We start from the raw sequence: 16,756 nt of genomic DNA, 5'->3' as shown, positions 1-16,756 counted from the left end.
CTGTTTGGTTATAAATTCTCTTTGACGAAGTTGGTCATCTTGGTGAACAAATGCAGCCGTGTATTGCCGCCGTATATTCCATGGTTCTTATCGGGGTAAATTGCCCAATCAAATGGTTTATTGGCCTGTACCAAGGCTTCGATCATGCGCATGGTGTTCTGCACATGGACATTGTCATCCCCGGAACCATGCACCAATAAATAATCCCCTTTTAACAGTTCTGGATAATTAAAAGGAGAATTATCATCATATCCACTGGGGTTTTCCTGTGGGGTCTGCATGTATCGTTCGGTATAAATGGTGTCGTAAAATCGCCATGAGGTCACAGGTGCCACAGCAATGGCCATTTCAAAAACATCATTCCCTTTTAGGATACAGTTGGTGGACATAAATCCGCCATAGCTCCACCCCCAAATGCCGGTGCGGTCTTCATCAATATAGGGGAGTTCGCTCAATTTTTTAGCCGCGGCAATTTGGTCCTCCACTTCGTACTTGCCCAATTCTTTTTGGGTCAGTTTTTTAAAGTCTCTTCCTTTAAAACCAGTTCCCCTACCATCCACACAGGCCACAACGTACCCTTCGGATGCCAGGAGTTGATGCCAATAATCATTGCTGCCCAACCAGGTATTGGCCACAGATTGTGAGCCAGGCCCGCTGTATTGGAACATGAAAAGCGGGTATTCTTTGTTGGGATCAAAATTTGCAGGTTTAATCATCCACATGTTCAGGTCATAGCCATTAATGTTGATGGTAGAAAATTCCTTTGGAACAAACTCGTACTGCTGCAATTTGGTCAGAAGAGCAGAATTGTCTTTAATGGCTTTTACCAACTTTCCATCCGAAGCTTTGTGCAAGGTAAACTCAAAAGGCGTTCCTGCACTTGAATAAGTATTGATGTAATAGGTATAATCGGCACTAAAATCCGCGGTATTGGTACCCTCTTTCGTTGAAAGTCGCTTTTTCTTCTTACCCTTTGTTGAAATGCTGTACACATCCCTATTAATAGACCCGTTTTCTACCGACTGGTAATAGATTCTATCGTTGGAAGCATCGTACCCATAATAATGGGTGACTTCCCACGATCCTTCGGTAATCTGGTTTTTCAGTTTTCCGTCCTTTCCATGGAGATACAAATGGTTGAATCCATCAGCTTCGCTGGTCCAGATAAAACTGTCATCTGCCAAAAAGGTAAGGTCGTCATCAATGTCTACGTAAGCATCATCTGTTTCTTCGAGCAGTATTGAAACCGAATTATCCTTGGCATTTACATCCAACAACTTTAAATTATTTTGATGACGATTCAAGGTCTGGACACTCAAATGGTTTGGGTTGTTCATCCATTTAATTCTTGGAATGTAGTAGGGTTCGCCCAAATCAACCGGAGTAATGGAGCCTGAAGCGACATCCAATAAATGAAGTGTGACCTTGGAATTGGCTTCACCTGCCTTGGGGTACTTAAATTCATGCTGATAGGGATAAAGGTTGGTCCCGTAAACATCCATGGAAAAGTGGGGTACTTCGGTCTCATCAAATTTAAGGAAGGCTATTTTGGTACCGTCACTGTTCCATTCAAAAGCACGGACAAAACCAAATTCCTCTTCGTAGACCCAATCCGTAACCCCATTGATTATGGTTCCTTTGTTGCCATCAAGCGTCAACTGTTTTGTAGACTTCGAGGCTACATCAAACACATATAAATTATTGTTCAAGACATAGGCAACTTGCTTCCCATTAGGCGAGAGCAGGGGCTCTTGAATCTTGGTTTCGGAAATCTGAGTCAGGTTTTTTGCATTGATATCATATACGTAGTATATGCCCAATCGAGAGCGTCTAAAAATGGGCTCAACCTCAGTGGTCAACAATACTTTGGATTCATCATCACTAAAGGTATACGATGTAAAGTAGGGAACACTTCCACCAGAGGAAACAATAGTCTCTACCTTTTCCAAGGTTTCATAATCATATTTATCCAAGCTGCTGTTCTGTGGCGACCGGGAAAAATTAAGGATGGTGTATTGCTTTCCATTTTTCAGGGAACGGAGTACATCCATGCGTTCGGTTCTGAATTCGCCGCCCCAAATTTCCTCAAGGGTAATTTTTTTCTTCTGTGCGGTGGAAATGGCAAGAAATCCGAACACAGATACAAACAGGAGGAACTGTTTTCTCATGTGTGAAAATTTATTAAAAACTCCCAAGTTTACTAATATTTATCCAAAAAATAAATTTTGGTGTTGCATTTACAACAATAATCACCTATCTGAACTACGTTTGTTCACCATTAGGTATACATAGTATAAGCCAAAGTTCTATTATATTTATATTTGATGCCTTTAACCCAACACTATGAACACTCCTGTTGAAGGATTCTCGAAACGTTCCAAAGCCGAAAAGATAAATTGGATCGCTGAGCACTATACCAAGGACCCCAAGGCCTCTAAAGCCATTTTGGAGCAGTACTGGAACACCAATCCAAAAATGCAGAAACTGCATGATGAGTTCATAGAAAATACGCTTACCAACTATTATCTTCCTTTTGCCATTGCCCCTAATTTTTTGATCAATGAAAAGCTATATGCCATTCCCATGGCCATAGAGGAAAGTTCCGTTGTGGCTGCCGCCAGTAAGGCTGCCAAATTTTGGTTAACCCGGGGTGGATTTAAAACGGAGATTTTAGGAACCGAGAAAGTGGGACAGGTGCATTTTATGTATAGGGGAAATTATCAGGCCCTTCAATCCTTTTTTGAAGAATTAAAGCCCAAACTACATAAGAGTGTCTCTTCTATTACCAAAAACATGGAAAAGCGAGGTGGGGGCATCAGGAAAATTGAGTTAAGAAATCTAAGCGACCAAATGGAAGGGTATTACCAACTCCATTGCACTTTTGAGACCTTAGATGCCATGGGAGCCAATTTTATCAATTCATGTTTGGAGCAGTTTGCCAAGACGTTAAAGGAGCAGGCACAGCAATATGATGCCTTTTCTGAAGATGAAAAAAATTTGGAAGTGGTGATGAGTATTCTATCCAACTATGTGCCCAATTGTTTGGCCAGAGCCGAAGTAAGTTGCCCTGTTTCACAATTGGATGCTGACCCTACGCTGGCCAAGGAATTCGCCAACAAGTTCATACGGGCCATAAACATTGCCAATTTGGAACCGCATCGGGCCGTAACACACAATAAAGGAATCATGAACGGTGTGGACGCCGTGGTCTTGGCTACTGGAAATGATTTTAGGGCGGTGGAGGCCGGGGTACATGCCTATGCCGCGAAAGATGGTCGTTACTCTAGTTTGACGCACGCTACGGTTGAGGGAGATACCTTTAAGTTTTGGATTGAAATACCCTTGGCACTTGGCACTGTTGGCGGGCTGACCACCTTGCATCCCTTGGTGAAGCTTGCCTTGGAAATCCTTCAAAATCCATCGGCTAAAGCGCTTATGGAAATTGTTGCCGTGGCAGGGCTTGCCCAGAATTTTGCAGCAGTGCGATCCTTGGTCACAACGGGAATCCAAAAAGGGCACATGAAGATGCACTTGTTGAACATGCTCAATCAAATGGGCGCCACCGAAGTTGAAAAACAACAACTAGTAGAGTATTTTAAACACCATGTTGTCACGAATGCTTCGGTAAAAGAAGCTTTGGAAAAGATTCAGTCCCAATAATGGAAAAGGAGTTTTACAGCAACGGAAAACTACTGCTCTCTGGGGAATATGCAATCTTGGACGGGGCATTAGGCCTGGCAATTCCCACAAAACAAGGACAATTCCTGAAGGTTTCTGAATTGGATGCGGAGGTTTTAAAGTGGACGAGTTTTGATACAAAGAAGGAAATTTGGTTCCAAGCGGAATTTGACCTGAAAAGTTTCGGAATACGAACTGCTTCAGATGAGAAGGTAGCTCTAACCTTGATTCAACTTCTGACAGAAGCCAGAAATCAGAATCCTGACTTTCTATCCAACCGTGCTGGCTTTAAAGTGGAAACGCATTTGGGATTTCCACGTTCTTGGGGGCTGGGTACTTCATCAACCTTGATCAACAACATAGCACAATGGGCCCAAGTGGATGCGTACCAATTGCTTTGGAATGCTTTTGGCGGCAGTGGATACGACATTGCATGTGCGCAACACAATTCTCCCATCACTTATCAAATCCAAGATGGTGTTCCAAAAGTCAATACGGTTGTGTTTTCACCTTCTTTTAAGGAATCGCTTTATTTTGTGCACCTCAACGAAAAGCAAAGTAGCAGGGAAGCCATAGCTGCCTATAAAGAACAGCAATTTAACAGAGGTAAGCTTATCCATAGCATTTCTCTGTTGACTCAACAGATGATTAACGCGACATCATTGAATGAATTTGAATTGGTCATTGCACAGCATGAGACCATCATGTCCGAGGTACTTCAAACTCCAACAATAAAATCCAGACTTTTTCCAGATTATTCGGGCAGCATCAAAAGTCTTGGAGCGTGGGGCGGAGATTTTATTTTGGCCACTGGAAATGATCAAACCCCGGATTATTTTAAGTCTAAGGGATATAAAACCGTAATTGCATTTTCAGAAATGCTATTGTAAGAATGAAACATGCCCAAAATATCTAACTTCACATGAAAAAAAATTTTGCCTATCTGATATCTCTTCTAGTTCTCTTGAGTTGTAACACCAGAAAATCTCCTGTGAGCTATGAAACAGAGACCTTAAAAATTAACCAACTTACCGAACATACATTTCAACACATTACCTATTTACAAACAGAAAGTTTTGGCAAGGTACCCTGCAATGGCATGATCGTAATCTCCGATGGCGAAGCTATTATATTTGATACCCCAAATACAGATGCGGAGTCTGAGGAATTGATGCAATGGATTCAAAATGAATTGAAATGCACCATAAAGGCCGTTGTACCCACCCATTTCCACACGGATTGTTTGGGTGGATTGCAAGCTTTCCACAATAGAGATATCCCGTCATATGCCTATAGTAAGACTTTGGAGCTTGCGGCATTGAACAATACTCCCATTCCCCAGCATGGTTTTACAAACCAATTGGAACTATCTGTTGGAAACGAAACGGTCATCTTGGATTACTTGGGAGAAGGACACACCATAGACAACAGCATTGGTTATTTCCCCTTAGATCAAGTTTTATTTGGGGGGTGTTTGATAAAATCGCTAGGTGCCGGAAAAGGATATCTTGGGGATGCCAATATTGCTGAGTGGCCCAAAACCGTATCCAAATTAAAATCCAAGTATCCAGAAATTTCAGTGGTTGTTCCCGGGCACGGAAAAGCCGGAGCAACAGATTTGTTCGACTTTACCATTACCCTTTTTGGAGAGCATTGATAAAAACCGCATCCATGACTCAAAAAATGGGTTTTGAATCAAATAGCTATCCATTTACCTTTATTATCCGTTACTTTTGAAAAAAGCATGTATTCATGAGAACACTACCATTCGTCCTTGCCATTTTTATTTCATTCAGCTTTACAGATAATCAGAAAACAAAAAAAATAATAGGGTATTGGGAAATATATAAAATTGAAAAATCCAACGAAGCTTCACAAACCGAAAGAAACAAATACCTCCATTTTCATGAAAATGGAGTGTTGGAAGGAGGAGGGATTGGGAAAAGCCCTAATAAATCCGGTACATGGAAAATTGATGCAAAATCCAATACCCTCATGCTGCAATCGGAAAGAGACAACAACGACGAACTTGGAGCTTTTACAATTATACAATTGACCCAAAAAGAATTGGTCATAGAAAAAGATGTAATGCGGGTCTATTTGGAAAAAGTGGAGTCCCCGTAACGTCTCAATTTCAAGTTTTAAATGGTAATGTTAGGGTTTTCATAAATCCAAATGGGGGTTTCGTCAATTGCGGGCCAAATTCCTCATGCTCATCTGTTAGATTTGGGAGTGTATCAAAAATACATGAGATATGTCTTCCTTACATGCCGACTTGGCCACTTCATTCTGTTCCCTACTATTATGTTTCCAAGCATTTACGCAAACCAATGAACAGGCCCAACACCGAATAGAAGCATTCTTGGAAGAAAGTTTTGTCACCACAATAGAATGTATTGATTCTGAGGACATTGGAAAAGTCTTAAAATACAATGTCTATTGCATTAACCGGAAAACTTTGAACACTTACCGTAATGATAGAAGCCGTGAGGATAAATTCATCGTTTTGGACACTGGCGAAGAAATCATTCATTTTCAGCATATCAATAACAATACATCCCTGGATAATTTCTTGAGCCTCATTAGGGAAGACTTTATGCTAAACCCAGAAACTGCCCCCATTTTTGAAGATGTGTTGGACATTCTCTATCCCGTGGCCGATTGGAAGATTGATAAAAGGGAATATTTTTTCAAAGATGGCAGCTGGTATTTTCTCCGGGATGCGTACTTCCGGACCAAACAAGGTTTTAAGGTTACCACAAATACAGAAGGTAAAATCGTCTCCATTTGTTATAAAATGAAGTGGGATGAACCAGACAGATTATAACGCAATACCCATAAACTTAACCACAAAAAAAGCGGGATTTCCAAGGAAATCCCGCTTTTTTAAATCATTCTTCTATTAAAGTCTAATAGAACGTTGCTCTTTTATCTTCAATCTCAGCCTTTTCTTTGAGAGCATTATAAACGGCACCATTTACACGGTTGGCCGCTGAACTTCTTAAGTTGTTAGCATAGGTGCTAAAGTTTTCAATGCTCGGTGCATCTTCCTTGTTCGTTACCTTTATCATAAACACCCCTGTTACGCCTTCAATTAGGTTAGAGGTTTGGTCTTGGTCCAAGGCAAATGCCCTTCCAACTACCAAAGGCTCCCTTCCAGCACCGGGAATGGTAGGCGCTTTTATGGTCAAAGCCGAGGCATTGTTCAAGCTTACATTGTTATCGGAAGCAAAAGCATCCATGGCTTTTCCTTGATTGGCTGCTATAATCTGTTCTGCTTTACGTTTCTTCCTGATTTCTGGCAATGCGGTTGCAGAAGCATCTTCAGGGGTCATAAGGCCTTTTTTGTACTTTTTGGTCAATTGTACAATGGCGTATCCGTTGTTTACATTAAAACGTCTGATATCCCCCACATTGGTATCATCATTAAAAGCCCATTGCACAATACTGCGCTGTGATCCCAAACCAGGAAGGTTTTCTTCCATCTCTTTGATTTTGTTCACAGGACGTACCGTATAACTACTCTCCCTTGCAATGTCACCAAAATTTTCAGGTTCGGCATCCATGGTGGCCATTTCCAATTTAGTGGCATCGGTGAACAAGGTATTGATGGTTTCTTCAGATGGTTCAATTTCTCTTGAAAGTGTAGCTACCTGAATCACGTCTTGCTTATCATCAACCTTAATAATGTGATACCCAAACTGTGTTTCCACCAAGTCAATGGCACCTACTGGGTTATTAAAACAAAAATCGTTGAATTCATCAGCCATCACCCCTTCTTGGAAATAACCCAAATCCCCTCCACGTGGCGCAGAAGGCCCATCAGAATTTTCACGGGCCAAGGTAGTAAAGACAGTTCCTTCTTTTTTGGCTTCGACCAAAAGCTCTTTTGCCCTTGCCTCGGCTTCTTCCTTGGTTCTTGTAATACTAGGGTTGGCACGTTCTGCACCTTCCCAAGTAATCAAAATATGACTTGCTTTTACGGTTCCATTGGTTTTCTTATCCATAATCTTGGAAACGCGGTAGAAATCACCATCCTTATATGGACCATAAATTTCACCAACAGACATACTCATCAAAGTATCGGCTGCTACGGAAGGTAAATCGTTTTTGGCTTTGTATATGGTATCAAACTTGGTATCTGAGTTCCGATCCAAGAAAGCGACCATATCGGTGGTATTCCTAAACCCAGGTATTGTATCTGTAGCGTCCCTTTCCTCTGAGTATTCAACAGTGTCGCTCAACAGAGCAGTGATGGCATCCTTGACCGCTTTTTCATCCTCAGCGGAAGGTTTTTCTTCAAAATAAACGAAACGGATGTCCCGTGCTTTTTCCTGTTGGAATTGATCTTGGTGATTGCTGATATAGGCCTGAATCTCACTTTTTGAAACTTGAATGGTACTATCGGGAATTGAAGAATACGGAACCCGAACGTACTGGATGTCCACTTTTCTATTGGCCAATTGGTAATCGAACTCACCTTCGGCCAAGGTAGCACCAACGCCTCCCTTGATCAAATTGAAGTACATACGTTCTTTGGCGGCTTGAATGATTGATTTCTCGTCTTGCAACCAAGCATCATAACGAAGTGGGTCATTGGCCCTCCAATCCGCAATGGCACTTTTAAATACCTCCTCGTTGAAAATTCCATTCTCATCCAAAAAATCTGGAATCTGCGCGTATCCCGAAGTTCTTACAAACTCAATAATCTGATCGCTTTCCACATCAATACCCAAATCCTCAAATTGTTGGTTTAAGATAGCCTTTCGTACTTCTTGGTCGTAAACGGTGTTTACCAATTGTGTTGAAGAAAAGTTGGGACCGAACCTTCTTGAGGCGGTTTCCACTTCCCTTCTAAACGCGTCAATGGAAATACTCTCCCCATTAATCTCAGCCACTTCGGAGCCCACTTTGCCCCCAGCAAAATCATTGCTGGTAAAGACCCCTGATATTACAAATGCGAACAAGGCCATACCAATGATCAAGATCAGGATGGTTGTCCGTTTTCTAATATTCTCTAATATTGCCATTTTACTGCTTGTTTACTTTAATTTCAGTGGGCGAAAATACCACTTTCTTTTCAAATAGGAAAGGGTAAAAAACGCTGGAAATTGTTAATCCTCAGTGCGAACACGTACACTGACCAAATCGATTTTGGTATTGGACACCTCTAAAATGTGAAAGCTGAAATTTTCGATCCTCACTTCTGAATCCTGCTCGGGAATTTCGCCGGTCTCGTTCATGATCAGTCCGCCCAAGGTTTCGTATTCCTCACTTTCGGGCAATTCCAATTTATAGGTTTCATTAATGTAGTCTACCTCCAATCGTGCAGAAAACTTAAATACATTTTCACTGACCTGTTCTTCATGTAGGTCCGTGCTGTCATGTTCATCCTCAATTTCACCAAAGAGTTCTTCAATAATATCCTCCACGGTCAAGAGTCCGGCCGTACCTCCATATTCATCCAACACCACCGCCACGCTTTTTCGTTTTTTGGTAAGTACATTCAAAATATCTTGAATGAGCATCGTCTCTGGCACAAATTCTACCGGCAGCAGGATGCTTTTTATGGTTTTTGGTTTTTTGAAAAGTTCGTAGGAATGTACATAACCAATGATTTCATCAATGCTATCCTTGAACACGAGTATTTTAGAGTAGCCCGTTTCGGTAAACAACTTGGTGAGGTTCTTTGGTGTCTCCTCCAACTCAACAGCAGTTATCTCGGTTCTGGGCACCATGACCTCGCGTGCCTTTACCGTGGAAAATTGTAGCGCATTCTGGAAAATCTGTATTTCTGAATCCACCACATCCTCTTCTTCTACGGTTTCCATCTGCTCGGTAATATAATCTCCCAATTCCAATTTGGTGAAGGATAATTGCACCTCGTCTCCATCAATCTTGAAAAAAATCTTCAGAATAAAGTCCGAAACCTTGATCACAAACCAAGAGACAATAGAGAACAACACGTAAAAGAAGTAGGCGGGAATGGCAAAGAATTTCAGCAGGGTATTGGAATAAATCTGAAAGAGCACTTTGGGCAAAAATTCCGCCGTAAACAAAATAATCAGAGTTGAAATTACGGTTTGGGTCAATAGGCTGAAATCCGTAAGCAGAACATTTACAAAGTCATACTTTGCCGGGAGTAGGCTTTGGAACCATTCCATGAGCACATCTCCCATGAATAACCCATAAATGACCAGAGCTATGTTGTTGCCAATGAGCATGGTGGCAATAAACTTTGAGGGTTTGTCGGTGAGCCATGTCAGTAGTTTGGCCAAAAGTCCCTCTTGTTTCTTTTCAATTTCTATGTGAATTCTGTTGGCAGAAATAAATGCAATTTCCATTCCTGAAAAGAAAGCCGAAAACAGTAATGAAAGGACTATGATGATTACCGAGGTATCCAAGGCTATTGTTGATTATCCTTTTTATGTTGCTCAAAGCGTTTACGGTATCTTCGTCTGAAGATGAACATGGCAATTGAAACCACCGCAAAGAAAATAAAAATATAGGTTTCTTTGGGCTCTACACTCCAAAGCGTAATGATCTTGTAGATTGAAATGGCAGCCACGGCCAAGTAAAGGTATTCTGTATACCGTAATATTTTAATCATATCATTCTTCTTCTTTAATGGTCATTAGACCATAGGTTTTGTGGGCCTTGAAAAAACTGAAATCCTTGTTGAAATCCATCCCCTCGCCATCCATTACGGTTCCATCTTCTGGATTAGTATAGGTAAAGGTTTCTTCGGTGAAAATCCAGTTGTTTTTTCTATCAAAGAACAGCTGGGGTGTTTCCAACTTTTTCCCATCATGGCTTTCTATCACAACATTTCCACGTAGGTCTATCAAACTGGTTTGGGAATAGACAATACCGTAGTCGGCCGTAATTATACTTTTTTGGTTCTTGTCGTCATAGAAATCAACCTTGAGTCCTTTAGGAAAGGTACGGAATTTAAAGCTTTGATTGTCAAAATCCTCCGATATGGGACTGGTCAGCACAGCAATTACTCGCGTCTTTGACGAATCTTGCGAGCTCAATTCTTCAATGCTTTCGGTATAGGTAAGGGTAAAGTTTTGGGCCACGCCTTGCGGAAAAATGGGTTTTACGGCCTCTTCCCCCACTCTTTTGTAGTTGTCACCACAGGACATAAAAAGGATTGCCACGGTAAAAACCGTGGCAAAACACTTTAAAATATGTTCAGAGGATTGTTTCACCTTATAGATTCGGCACCTTAACGCTACCACCTACCCAGCAACTGAACGATACTGTTTTTCCGGCCATTCCGGAATTAAAGATCATCTCTTTGCTAGGGGCTCTTTCTGAATAACTAGCCGCTGTCTGACTGGCAGTGCTTCCCAAAGATGGGTCAACACGTCCTGCTTTTCTGGCCATATCCTCAGCTTTCCAATAGATAGCTCTCTTTTCAAATGGAGTGCTTCCACAATCGTTGGCACTGCTTGCATAAAGATTTGCAATCAACAAATATGCCTTACCGTTGGCGGGGTTGGCATCAATTGCCTTTAGGGCATAGCTTCTGGCCTGCGATTTACTGGTTCTACGTACTGTAGTAGCAATTTTGTATAGGATATCTGATTTTTTATAGGAGTCCGTTTCCAACTCAACAGCCTTGTTGAAATCAGCAATGGCTCCATTGGTGTCTCCGGATTTTTGCTTCAAAGCACCTCCATACAGATATGCACTTGCGGAAGGCTCCAAGGCCAACTGGGCTTCGAACAACTTTCTAAACATAGGGTCATCGGTACATTCTTTGGAGAACATTCTTCCCACGGCTCTTTTTACCCAAGCAACATCGCCTTTTTTCTCTTCATAGCTTTTTTCATAAAGAGGAATGAGATTGTCACAATCGGCCAAAGCTCCCAATTTGGAATCGATACTGGCTCCTACCTTACCGTAGGATTCAGAGTTGGTGCTGGCAACCCGCAGCATTCTTTTTTCTTTGGATGTAATGGTTCCTGTAGAATCTTTAGGTAGCAGCTTTGTGATAACGTCGGTCAACTTTTGGTTTTCCGTCTCAACCTTCTCGGTTACATCATCATAGGTGTCAAATACATCTTGTAGGTCTTTTTTACCAGCAGCGTGCAAATCCACCAAACTTGAGAAATAAAGGTACAGTGCCTTTGGGTTGGTGAAATTTTCTTTGTCTGATTTGAAAGCCTCATCCAACATTTTGAATATCTGCTCATCAGAGGCCATTTTGTTATCATATAATAAAAGGGCCTTGTCTATCCCAACACCTGCCGAAGAATAGTTTTTCGGGAAATATTTGAGACTGTTATCGTACAAAGACAACAATTCTTGTACATAGCCATCCTTATCGGCACCCGTTGAATTTTCAACCTTGTGCTTTAAGATTCTTTCCCCGTAGGAGAAATTGGCCTTATTGATGTCCGGACAACTTTCATACACCATTTTCCATGGTTCGTAGGCGGCATCATAGTTTTTTACTTTTGCGTGTTCTGCGTAAATGGAAAGATTGGTCATGCACTCTGGATTTTGTGCTTGAGCCATACTTAATCCCGTCAACATAATGACCGCTATCATCGTTAAGTAGTGTTTCTTCTTCATCTTACTGATTTTTAAAGTGGTTAAAGTACAAATTTTCATTAAAAAATCCTCTTATAGGGATTCATATGGTTGGTTAATTATGATATTTTTAAAAAAAAGGCGCATCAATCTATCTTTCTTTTTCTAAACCACCTTGCATTTAATGATAATCCCACATTGACTTTAAAATAGCTTTCCTCAATCAGTGCTGCATCCGTGGTTCCTCTTCTTCCAAGCTCAAATCCAATATTCAAGTTTGAGAAGGCAGATTCATAGTTTAATCCGCCCATCGGTAATCCTAGTCCAAAAGTTATGCCAAAATTATTGATCTCCTTGTTGTTCACCTCCAACCCACTTAGGTCATACCGCACTCCAGCGCGATAGGTAACTCTTTTAAAATAGCTGGACAATGAGCGGTAATCCGGCACCCAGTACCCACCAAATGCGTAGGTGCTTGCGTCATTATAGGTAACATTCTCCAAACCAAGGAAGGTGTTTTCAAAATCACTGAATTGTTGAAAGCTGTATTCCCCTCCCATAAACCACCTTTTATCTTCACCAAATCCTAATCCTATCGTGGTTCGGGTGGGAATCTTCAATTCGGTGTTTCTTCTGTTGGTAGCATCCAAATCCACATCAATGACCTCAATGTCGTCGCCAGTTACCAAAGAAAACGAACCCAGTCTTTGCGAGTTTTTGGAAACAAGATTTCCTTGGGTATTTACACGAACCGAAGTAAACAGTGTATACTTGTCTTTTATGGTAGGTGTATAATTCAAAGCGTAATTAAAGTCGTATCCGTTTATTCGCGATTCCCTATTATCCAACGTACCAAATTGTACATCTTCCACACTTTGAATTCGTTGGTATTCCAATGTCCCAAAATTATAATTTACGGTTGCCCCCAAACTAACATTCTTGAAGGGTTCAAAACCCACTGATATGTAGATTCGGTTCAACCCTCCTTCACCCGAATACACATTGGTGACCATGGAACCTGTACCTGTTGTGGTCTCATCCCTAAGATTGTACCCAACGGATGAGAGTGGCATCAAACCAAAACCTACCCCAACTTTGTTGGCGACGGGAAATGCAATGGCCAAATAATCCAGATTTGTCACGGAAATCCGTTGTTCCTCGGTCCAGTCCTTCAATCTATTTTCGGTGTGCGATATTCCAGCGGTATAGGTGGTAAGTCGTAGTTTTGAGTAAGCTGCTGGATTTTGCAGGTTGATGTGGATACTATCCGCGTACATGGCCATCCCACCCATCATTTGGTTGTCCACCGTTCCAGAAGTTCTAAGATCTCCTATCCCAAAATATGAATATGGCGATATGGTACCGTTTTGTGCAAAAAGGCCTTGTGCGACCATGCAAACAAAAGCAATCAAAAATTTCTTAACCATCTAACGTTTGTTGTATTCCAGCAAGCAATTTAGCCCCTCCAGGAGAAATTTAGAATTCGCAAATATGGTGTTTTTTAGCCTTTTCGCAAAAAATTGGGCGTCACCGCCTGTTAAAATAACTGTTAAATGTTGAAAACGATTGCGATACTGGTCTATCACCCCATCCACTTCTTGCGTAACCCCATTGATTACCCCACTGTGCATGCTGCTTGCGGTGGAATTTCCAATAAAGTCCATAATATCCTCTGGGTCCAATAGCGGAAGTGCCGCCGTTTGGTTATGCATGGCTTTATAGCGCATGCGAATACCAGGAGAAATGGCGCCTCCCACGTACTCCCCACCGTTGTTGACCATATCATAGGTAATGCAAGTGCCGGCATCAATGACCAAAGTGTTGCCCCTTGGATTATGATAAAAAGCGGCGGTGGCCAGAGCAACCCTATCCATCCCCAAGGTCTGGGGTGTTGCATAGCTGTTCTTGAACGGCACTTTGGAATCGTGCGTGAGCACATGAACCTTGCAGAACAGGGCCACAATATCCCGTTCTTTTCGGTCCAGCTTGCCTACGGAGGAAATAAGGGCATGGTTAATTCTAGGGTACTGTTCAAAGAGTTCCTTGACCTTGGAGAGAAATAACCCCGACTCCGAACTTTGGTCATAAAGGAGGTTGCCGTTATCAAAAACGGCGTATTTAATTAAGGTATTGCCAATGTCTATGACCAGATTCATGCTACAAAGATCGAGAATTGCAAAAAAAGGAATGCCTTTTTTGAGGTTTTTGTTTGTATATCCTAATTTTGAAATTATATTTGCACCCGCTTAACAGGCATGGTACCTTAGCTCAGTTGGTAGAGCAACGGACTGAAAATCCGTGTGTCCCTGGTTCGATTCCTGGAGGTACCACGAAGTGGCAACTACAAAAAGCCCATCCAATTTGGATGGGCTTTTGTTTTGGAACAAAACGGAATCGAAGTTTATGCTGAGCAAAAAACAGTGTTTTTTGTCGAAGTAATACCCTGGAGGTACTACAAAGAACTTGGCAAATTTGCCGGGTTTTTGTTTAGATCTATTCTGCTAAACCACAAGATGCAATCTTGCGGCGGCGGGGGCACTAACAAACACACTCTACTTACTTCCTTAATAAAAATTTCCTAGCAACAAAGACCATCAATACTGCTAAAATTGCAATTACCAAATACCAATATTTAAGGCAATATGAGAAAAACAGGTTGACATAACTATAGAAGTGGTTGTTTTCAAGTGAAATTGCCTTTTTAAAATCGTTTATTGCATAGTTAACATTTAATGTTTTTAGATATAATACACCTCTACTATTATACGTATTTGCCCAATCTGGATTTAACTCAATTGCCTTATCAAAGTCACTTAGAGCCTTCTTTTGATTTTGTATTTTGAAATAAGCAGAAGCTCTTGAAGAATAGGCACGAAAATTTGATGCATTCAGTTGTATTGCCCTGTCAAAATCTTCTATTGCCTCCCCATATTTTTTTAGCTTGTAAAAGGATCTACCCCTATGATAGTAATTATCATTAATGGAATCATTTAATTCAATGGATTGATTAAAATCTTCAATTGCCGATTCATAATTTTTCAGTTCGAGTTTAGCTATTCCTCTGAAAAAATAGCCATCATAATCCTCTGGGTTTAATTCAGTAGATTTATCAAAATCATTTACCGCCTTTGAATAATTCCCAAGAAGAATATGTAAAAATCCTCTATTAAAATAGGCATAGGTATGTTCCCCATTTGATAGTAATATTGCTTTATTATAATCTTTTAATGCAAGCTGATATTTCCTTTCATTCTTATAATAGATTCCCCTACTATTATATGATGGCGAATATGTAGAATCTAAAGAAAGAGCCATTTCAATATCCTCCATAGCTTTTTTCTTTTGATTTAGGTCCCTGTAGGTGGTTGCTCGATTACCATATGCCAAAGTATCTATAGGGTTCATACTAATTGCAATCGAATAATATTTTATAGCCTTATGATATTCTTTCATTTTATCATATACAAAGCCTAAATAAATAAAATAATCCTCATCTTCAGGATTAAGCTCAATAGCTCTACTAAAGTCTTCAATTGAAGCTTGATAATTTTTACTTCGATCATAGGCTGCTCCTCTATTATAGTATGCTTTATGATAAGTGGGGTTTAAACTTATAGCTTTGGTGTAGTCCTCAATCGCTAATTGAAAGTTCTGTGAATTTTTATAAACAATACCTCTGTAATTATAATACTCAGAATTATCCGAAAACAAATTAATCGCCTTTGAATAAGCTTCGATAGAACAGTCGTACTGTTTTAAAGACTTGCACGTAAGACCAATATTTAAATAAACATTTGCAAGTTCTTCATTTGACAATGTATCGGAATCGATCATTATTCTTTCTAAATCAACAAAAGAAATTTTCTTCTTATTAATTTTTAGTTCAGCGAGCAGCGAAATCCATTTTCTTATGGAAAACTCGTTGATTTCGAAATTTCCACTTTCTATCTGTACAGGAGTAGTAATTACATATTTCGCGTCATGTTTGGTGACTGGAATATTGAACTCAGGATTCTCTCTTGAAACAAAATTTTCATTCACATTAAACCTAAAACAGACTTCTGCGCTATTGCAATCCTCAATATTCCTTGCTAAACCATAAATTATAAGGTCAGCATTATGCTCCTCTTGAAGTTCTTTTGCAAGTGTTTGATTATTAGGAGATAATATGCTATCGGCATAGACCGAAACAATTGGTATAGTAGATTCATTATTTGCATCAATTACACCAATACTTTGCTGAATGGACTTACCTATACATTCAGCATCATTTTGAGTTACATAATCTTCAAAACGAGTGATAAGCACATTAAAATTCAAGCTATCAGAAGATGGAAATATAGAAGATGGATATATTCTATCTGCACTGATTAAAACTTTTTCCTCTGGATATAACCATTCATAAAATAAGACAATACCAACAATACTACCTGGAATGCCGATAATCATTATTAATAGAGGAAAAACAGATGTTCGCCACTTATAGGTATGATCATGACAAAAAAAGAATTTGCATTGATTTTCGCAACGCTTT

At 40.4% G+C, this 16,756-nt stretch carries 14 protein-coding genes and 1 tRNA gene; 6 read left to right on the top strand and 9 right to left on the bottom strand.

Features of this window, described 5'->3' with window-relative positions; genetic code table 11:
* Positions 1-8: 8 nt before the first annotated feature.
* Positions 9-2,168: a S9 family peptidase gene (locus ACFOWS_RS13095; RefSeq protein WP_379765219.1), complete on the bottom strand. Its 2,160-nt coding sequence runs from the start codon at positions 2,166-2,168 to the stop codon at positions 9-11.
* Positions 2,169-2,343: 175 nt separating this feature from the next.
* On the opposite strand from ACFOWS_RS13095, the gene ACFOWS_RS13090 reads away from it, so the two are divergent.
* The 5 genes from ACFOWS_RS13090 (at position 2,344) to ACFOWS_RS13070 (ending at position 6,505) form a co-directional block, all read left to right on the top strand.
* Positions 2,344-3,660, top strand: coding sequence for a hydroxymethylglutaryl-CoA reductase, degradative (locus ACFOWS_RS13090; RefSeq protein ID WP_379765216.1), 1,317 nt, complete (start codon positions 2,344-2,346; stop codon positions 3,658-3,660).
* A complete protein-coding gene (locus ACFOWS_RS13085) occupies positions 3,660-4,568 on the top strand; it encodes a GYDIA family GHMP kinase (RefSeq protein ID WP_379765213.1) in 909 nt (302 codons plus the stop codon). The genes ACFOWS_RS13090 and ACFOWS_RS13085 overlap by 1 nt, the downstream gene beginning before the upstream one ends.
* A gap of 32 nt (positions 4,569-4,600) precedes the next feature.
* A complete protein-coding gene (gene bla, locus ACFOWS_RS13080) occupies positions 4,601-5,335 on the top strand; it encodes a subclass B1 metallo-beta-lactamase (RefSeq protein WP_379765210.1) in 735 nt (244 codons plus the stop codon).
* Positions 5,336-5,430: 95 nt separating this feature from the next.
* Positions 5,431-5,802, top strand: coding sequence for a lipocalin family protein (locus ACFOWS_RS13075; protein WP_379765208.1), 372 nt, complete (start codon positions 5,431-5,433; stop codon positions 5,800-5,802).
* A gap of 130 nt (positions 5,803-5,932) precedes the next feature.
* Complete coding sequence (locus ACFOWS_RS13070; RefSeq protein ID WP_379765205.1) at positions 5,933-6,505, top strand: hypothetical protein; 573 nt, start codon at positions 5,933-5,935, stop codon at positions 6,503-6,505.
* A gap of 82 nt (positions 6,506-6,587) precedes the next feature.
* On the opposite strand, the gene ACFOWS_RS13065 is transcribed toward ACFOWS_RS13070, so the two are convergent.
* The 7 genes from ACFOWS_RS13065 to ACFOWS_RS13035 form a co-directional block, all read right to left on the bottom strand.
* Positions 6,588-8,708 carry a peptidylprolyl isomerase gene (locus ACFOWS_RS13065; protein ID WP_379765202.1) on the bottom strand — a complete coding sequence of 707 codons (2,121 nt, stop codon included), beginning with the start codon at positions 8,706-8,708 and terminating at the stop codon, positions 6,588-6,590.
* Positions 8,709-8,792: 84 nt separating this feature from the next.
* Complete coding sequence (locus ACFOWS_RS13060; RefSeq protein WP_379765199.1) at positions 8,793-10,082, bottom strand: hemolysin family protein; 1,290 nt, start codon at positions 10,080-10,082, stop codon at positions 8,793-8,795.
* A gap of 2 nt (positions 10,083-10,084) precedes the next feature.
* Positions 10,085-10,288, bottom strand: a complete 204-nt coding sequence (locus tag ACFOWS_RS13055) for a hypothetical protein (RefSeq protein WP_379765196.1) — start codon at positions 10,286-10,288, stop codon at positions 10,085-10,087.
* A 1-nt stretch (position 10,289) separates the two neighbouring features.
* On the bottom strand, positions 10,290-10,892 hold the full coding sequence (gene lptC / locus ACFOWS_RS13050) for an LPS export ABC transporter periplasmic protein LptC (protein WP_366587340.1): 603 nt from the start codon (positions 10,890-10,892) through the stop codon (positions 10,290-10,292).
* A 1-nt stretch (position 10,893) separates the two neighbouring features.
* The gene (locus tag ACFOWS_RS13045) at positions 10,894-12,264 is read right to left on the bottom strand and encodes a hypothetical protein (RefSeq protein ID WP_366587338.1); all 1,371 of its coding nucleotides are present in this window, start codon (positions 12,262-12,264) and stop codon (positions 10,894-10,896) included.
* Positions 12,265-12,368: 104 nt separating this feature from the next.
* The gene (locus ACFOWS_RS13040; RefSeq protein WP_379765192.1) at positions 12,369-13,649 is read right to left on the bottom strand and encodes a hypothetical protein; all 1,281 of its coding nucleotides are present in this window, start codon (positions 13,647-13,649) and stop codon (positions 12,369-12,371) included.
* Positions 13,650-14,378 carry a type III pantothenate kinase gene (locus tag ACFOWS_RS13035; protein WP_379765189.1) on the bottom strand — a complete coding sequence of 243 codons (729 nt, stop codon included), beginning with the start codon at positions 14,376-14,378 and terminating at the stop codon, positions 13,650-13,652.
* Between the two features lie 101 nt (positions 14,379-14,479).
* On the opposite strand from ACFOWS_RS13035, the gene ACFOWS_RS13030 reads away from it, so the two are divergent.
* Positions 14,480-14,552: transfer RNA gene (locus ACFOWS_RS13030), tRNA-Phe, on the top strand.
* A 226-nt stretch (positions 14,553-14,778) separates the two neighbouring features.
* On the opposite strand, the gene ACFOWS_RS13025 is transcribed toward ACFOWS_RS13030, so the two are convergent.
* Positions 14,779-16,671: a tetratricopeptide repeat protein gene (locus ACFOWS_RS13025; RefSeq protein ID WP_366587318.1), complete on the bottom strand. Its 1,893-nt coding sequence runs from the start codon at positions 16,669-16,671 to the stop codon at positions 14,779-14,781.
* Positions 16,672-16,756: the final 85 nt, after the last annotated feature.

This window comes from Flagellimonas marina, assembly GCF_042651185.1.
Lineage (GTDB): Bacteria > Bacteroidota > Bacteroidia > Flavobacteriales > Flavobacteriaceae > Flagellimonas > Flagellimonas marina.
The sequence above is the reverse complement of the archived record's forward strand: the minus strand, read 5'-3'. Positions and strand labels throughout refer to the sequence as shown.

Coding starts and splice junctions, on each gene's coding strand:
- ACFOWS_RS13085 (WP_379765213.1), top strand. CDS start 3,660: ATGGAAAAGGAGTTTTACAGCAACGGAAAACTACTGCTCTCTGGGGAA.
- ACFOWS_RS13040 (WP_379765192.1), bottom strand. CDS start 13,649: ATGGTTAAGAAATTTTTGATTGCTTTTGTTTGCATGGTCGCACAAGGC.
- ACFOWS_RS13045 (WP_366587338.1), bottom strand. CDS start 12,264: ATGAAGAAGAAACACTACTTAACGATGATAGCGGTCATTATGTTGACG.
- ACFOWS_RS13035 (WP_379765189.1), bottom strand. CDS start 14,378: ATGAATCTGGTCATAGACATTGGCAATACCTTAATTAAATACGCCGTT.
- ACFOWS_RS13065 (WP_379765202.1), bottom strand. CDS start 8,708: ATGGCAATATTAGAGAATATTAGAAAACGGACAACCATCCTGATCTTG.
- ACFOWS_RS13055 (WP_379765196.1), bottom strand. CDS start 10,288: ATGATTAAAATATTACGGTATACAGAATACCTTTACTTGGCCGTGGCT.
- ACFOWS_RS13095 (WP_379765219.1), bottom strand. CDS start 2,168: ATGAGAAAACAGTTCCTCCTGTTTGTATCTGTGTTCGGATTTCTTGCC.
- ACFOWS_RS13090 (WP_379765216.1), top strand. CDS start 2,344: ATGAACACTCCTGTTGAAGGATTCTCGAAACGTTCCAAAGCCGAAAAG.
- ACFOWS_RS13075 (WP_379765208.1), top strand. CDS start 5,431: ATGAGAACACTACCATTCGTCCTTGCCATTTTTATTTCATTCAGCTTT.
- ACFOWS_RS13025 (WP_366587318.1), bottom strand. CDS start 16,671: ATGATTATCGGCATTCCAGGTAGTATTGTTGGTATTGTCTTATTTTAT.
- ACFOWS_RS13070 (WP_379765205.1), top strand. CDS start 5,933: ATGTCTTCCTTACATGCCGACTTGGCCACTTCATTCTGTTCCCTACTA.
- bla (WP_379765210.1), top strand. CDS start 4,601: ATGAAAAAAAATTTTGCCTATCTGATATCTCTTCTAGTTCTCTTGAGT.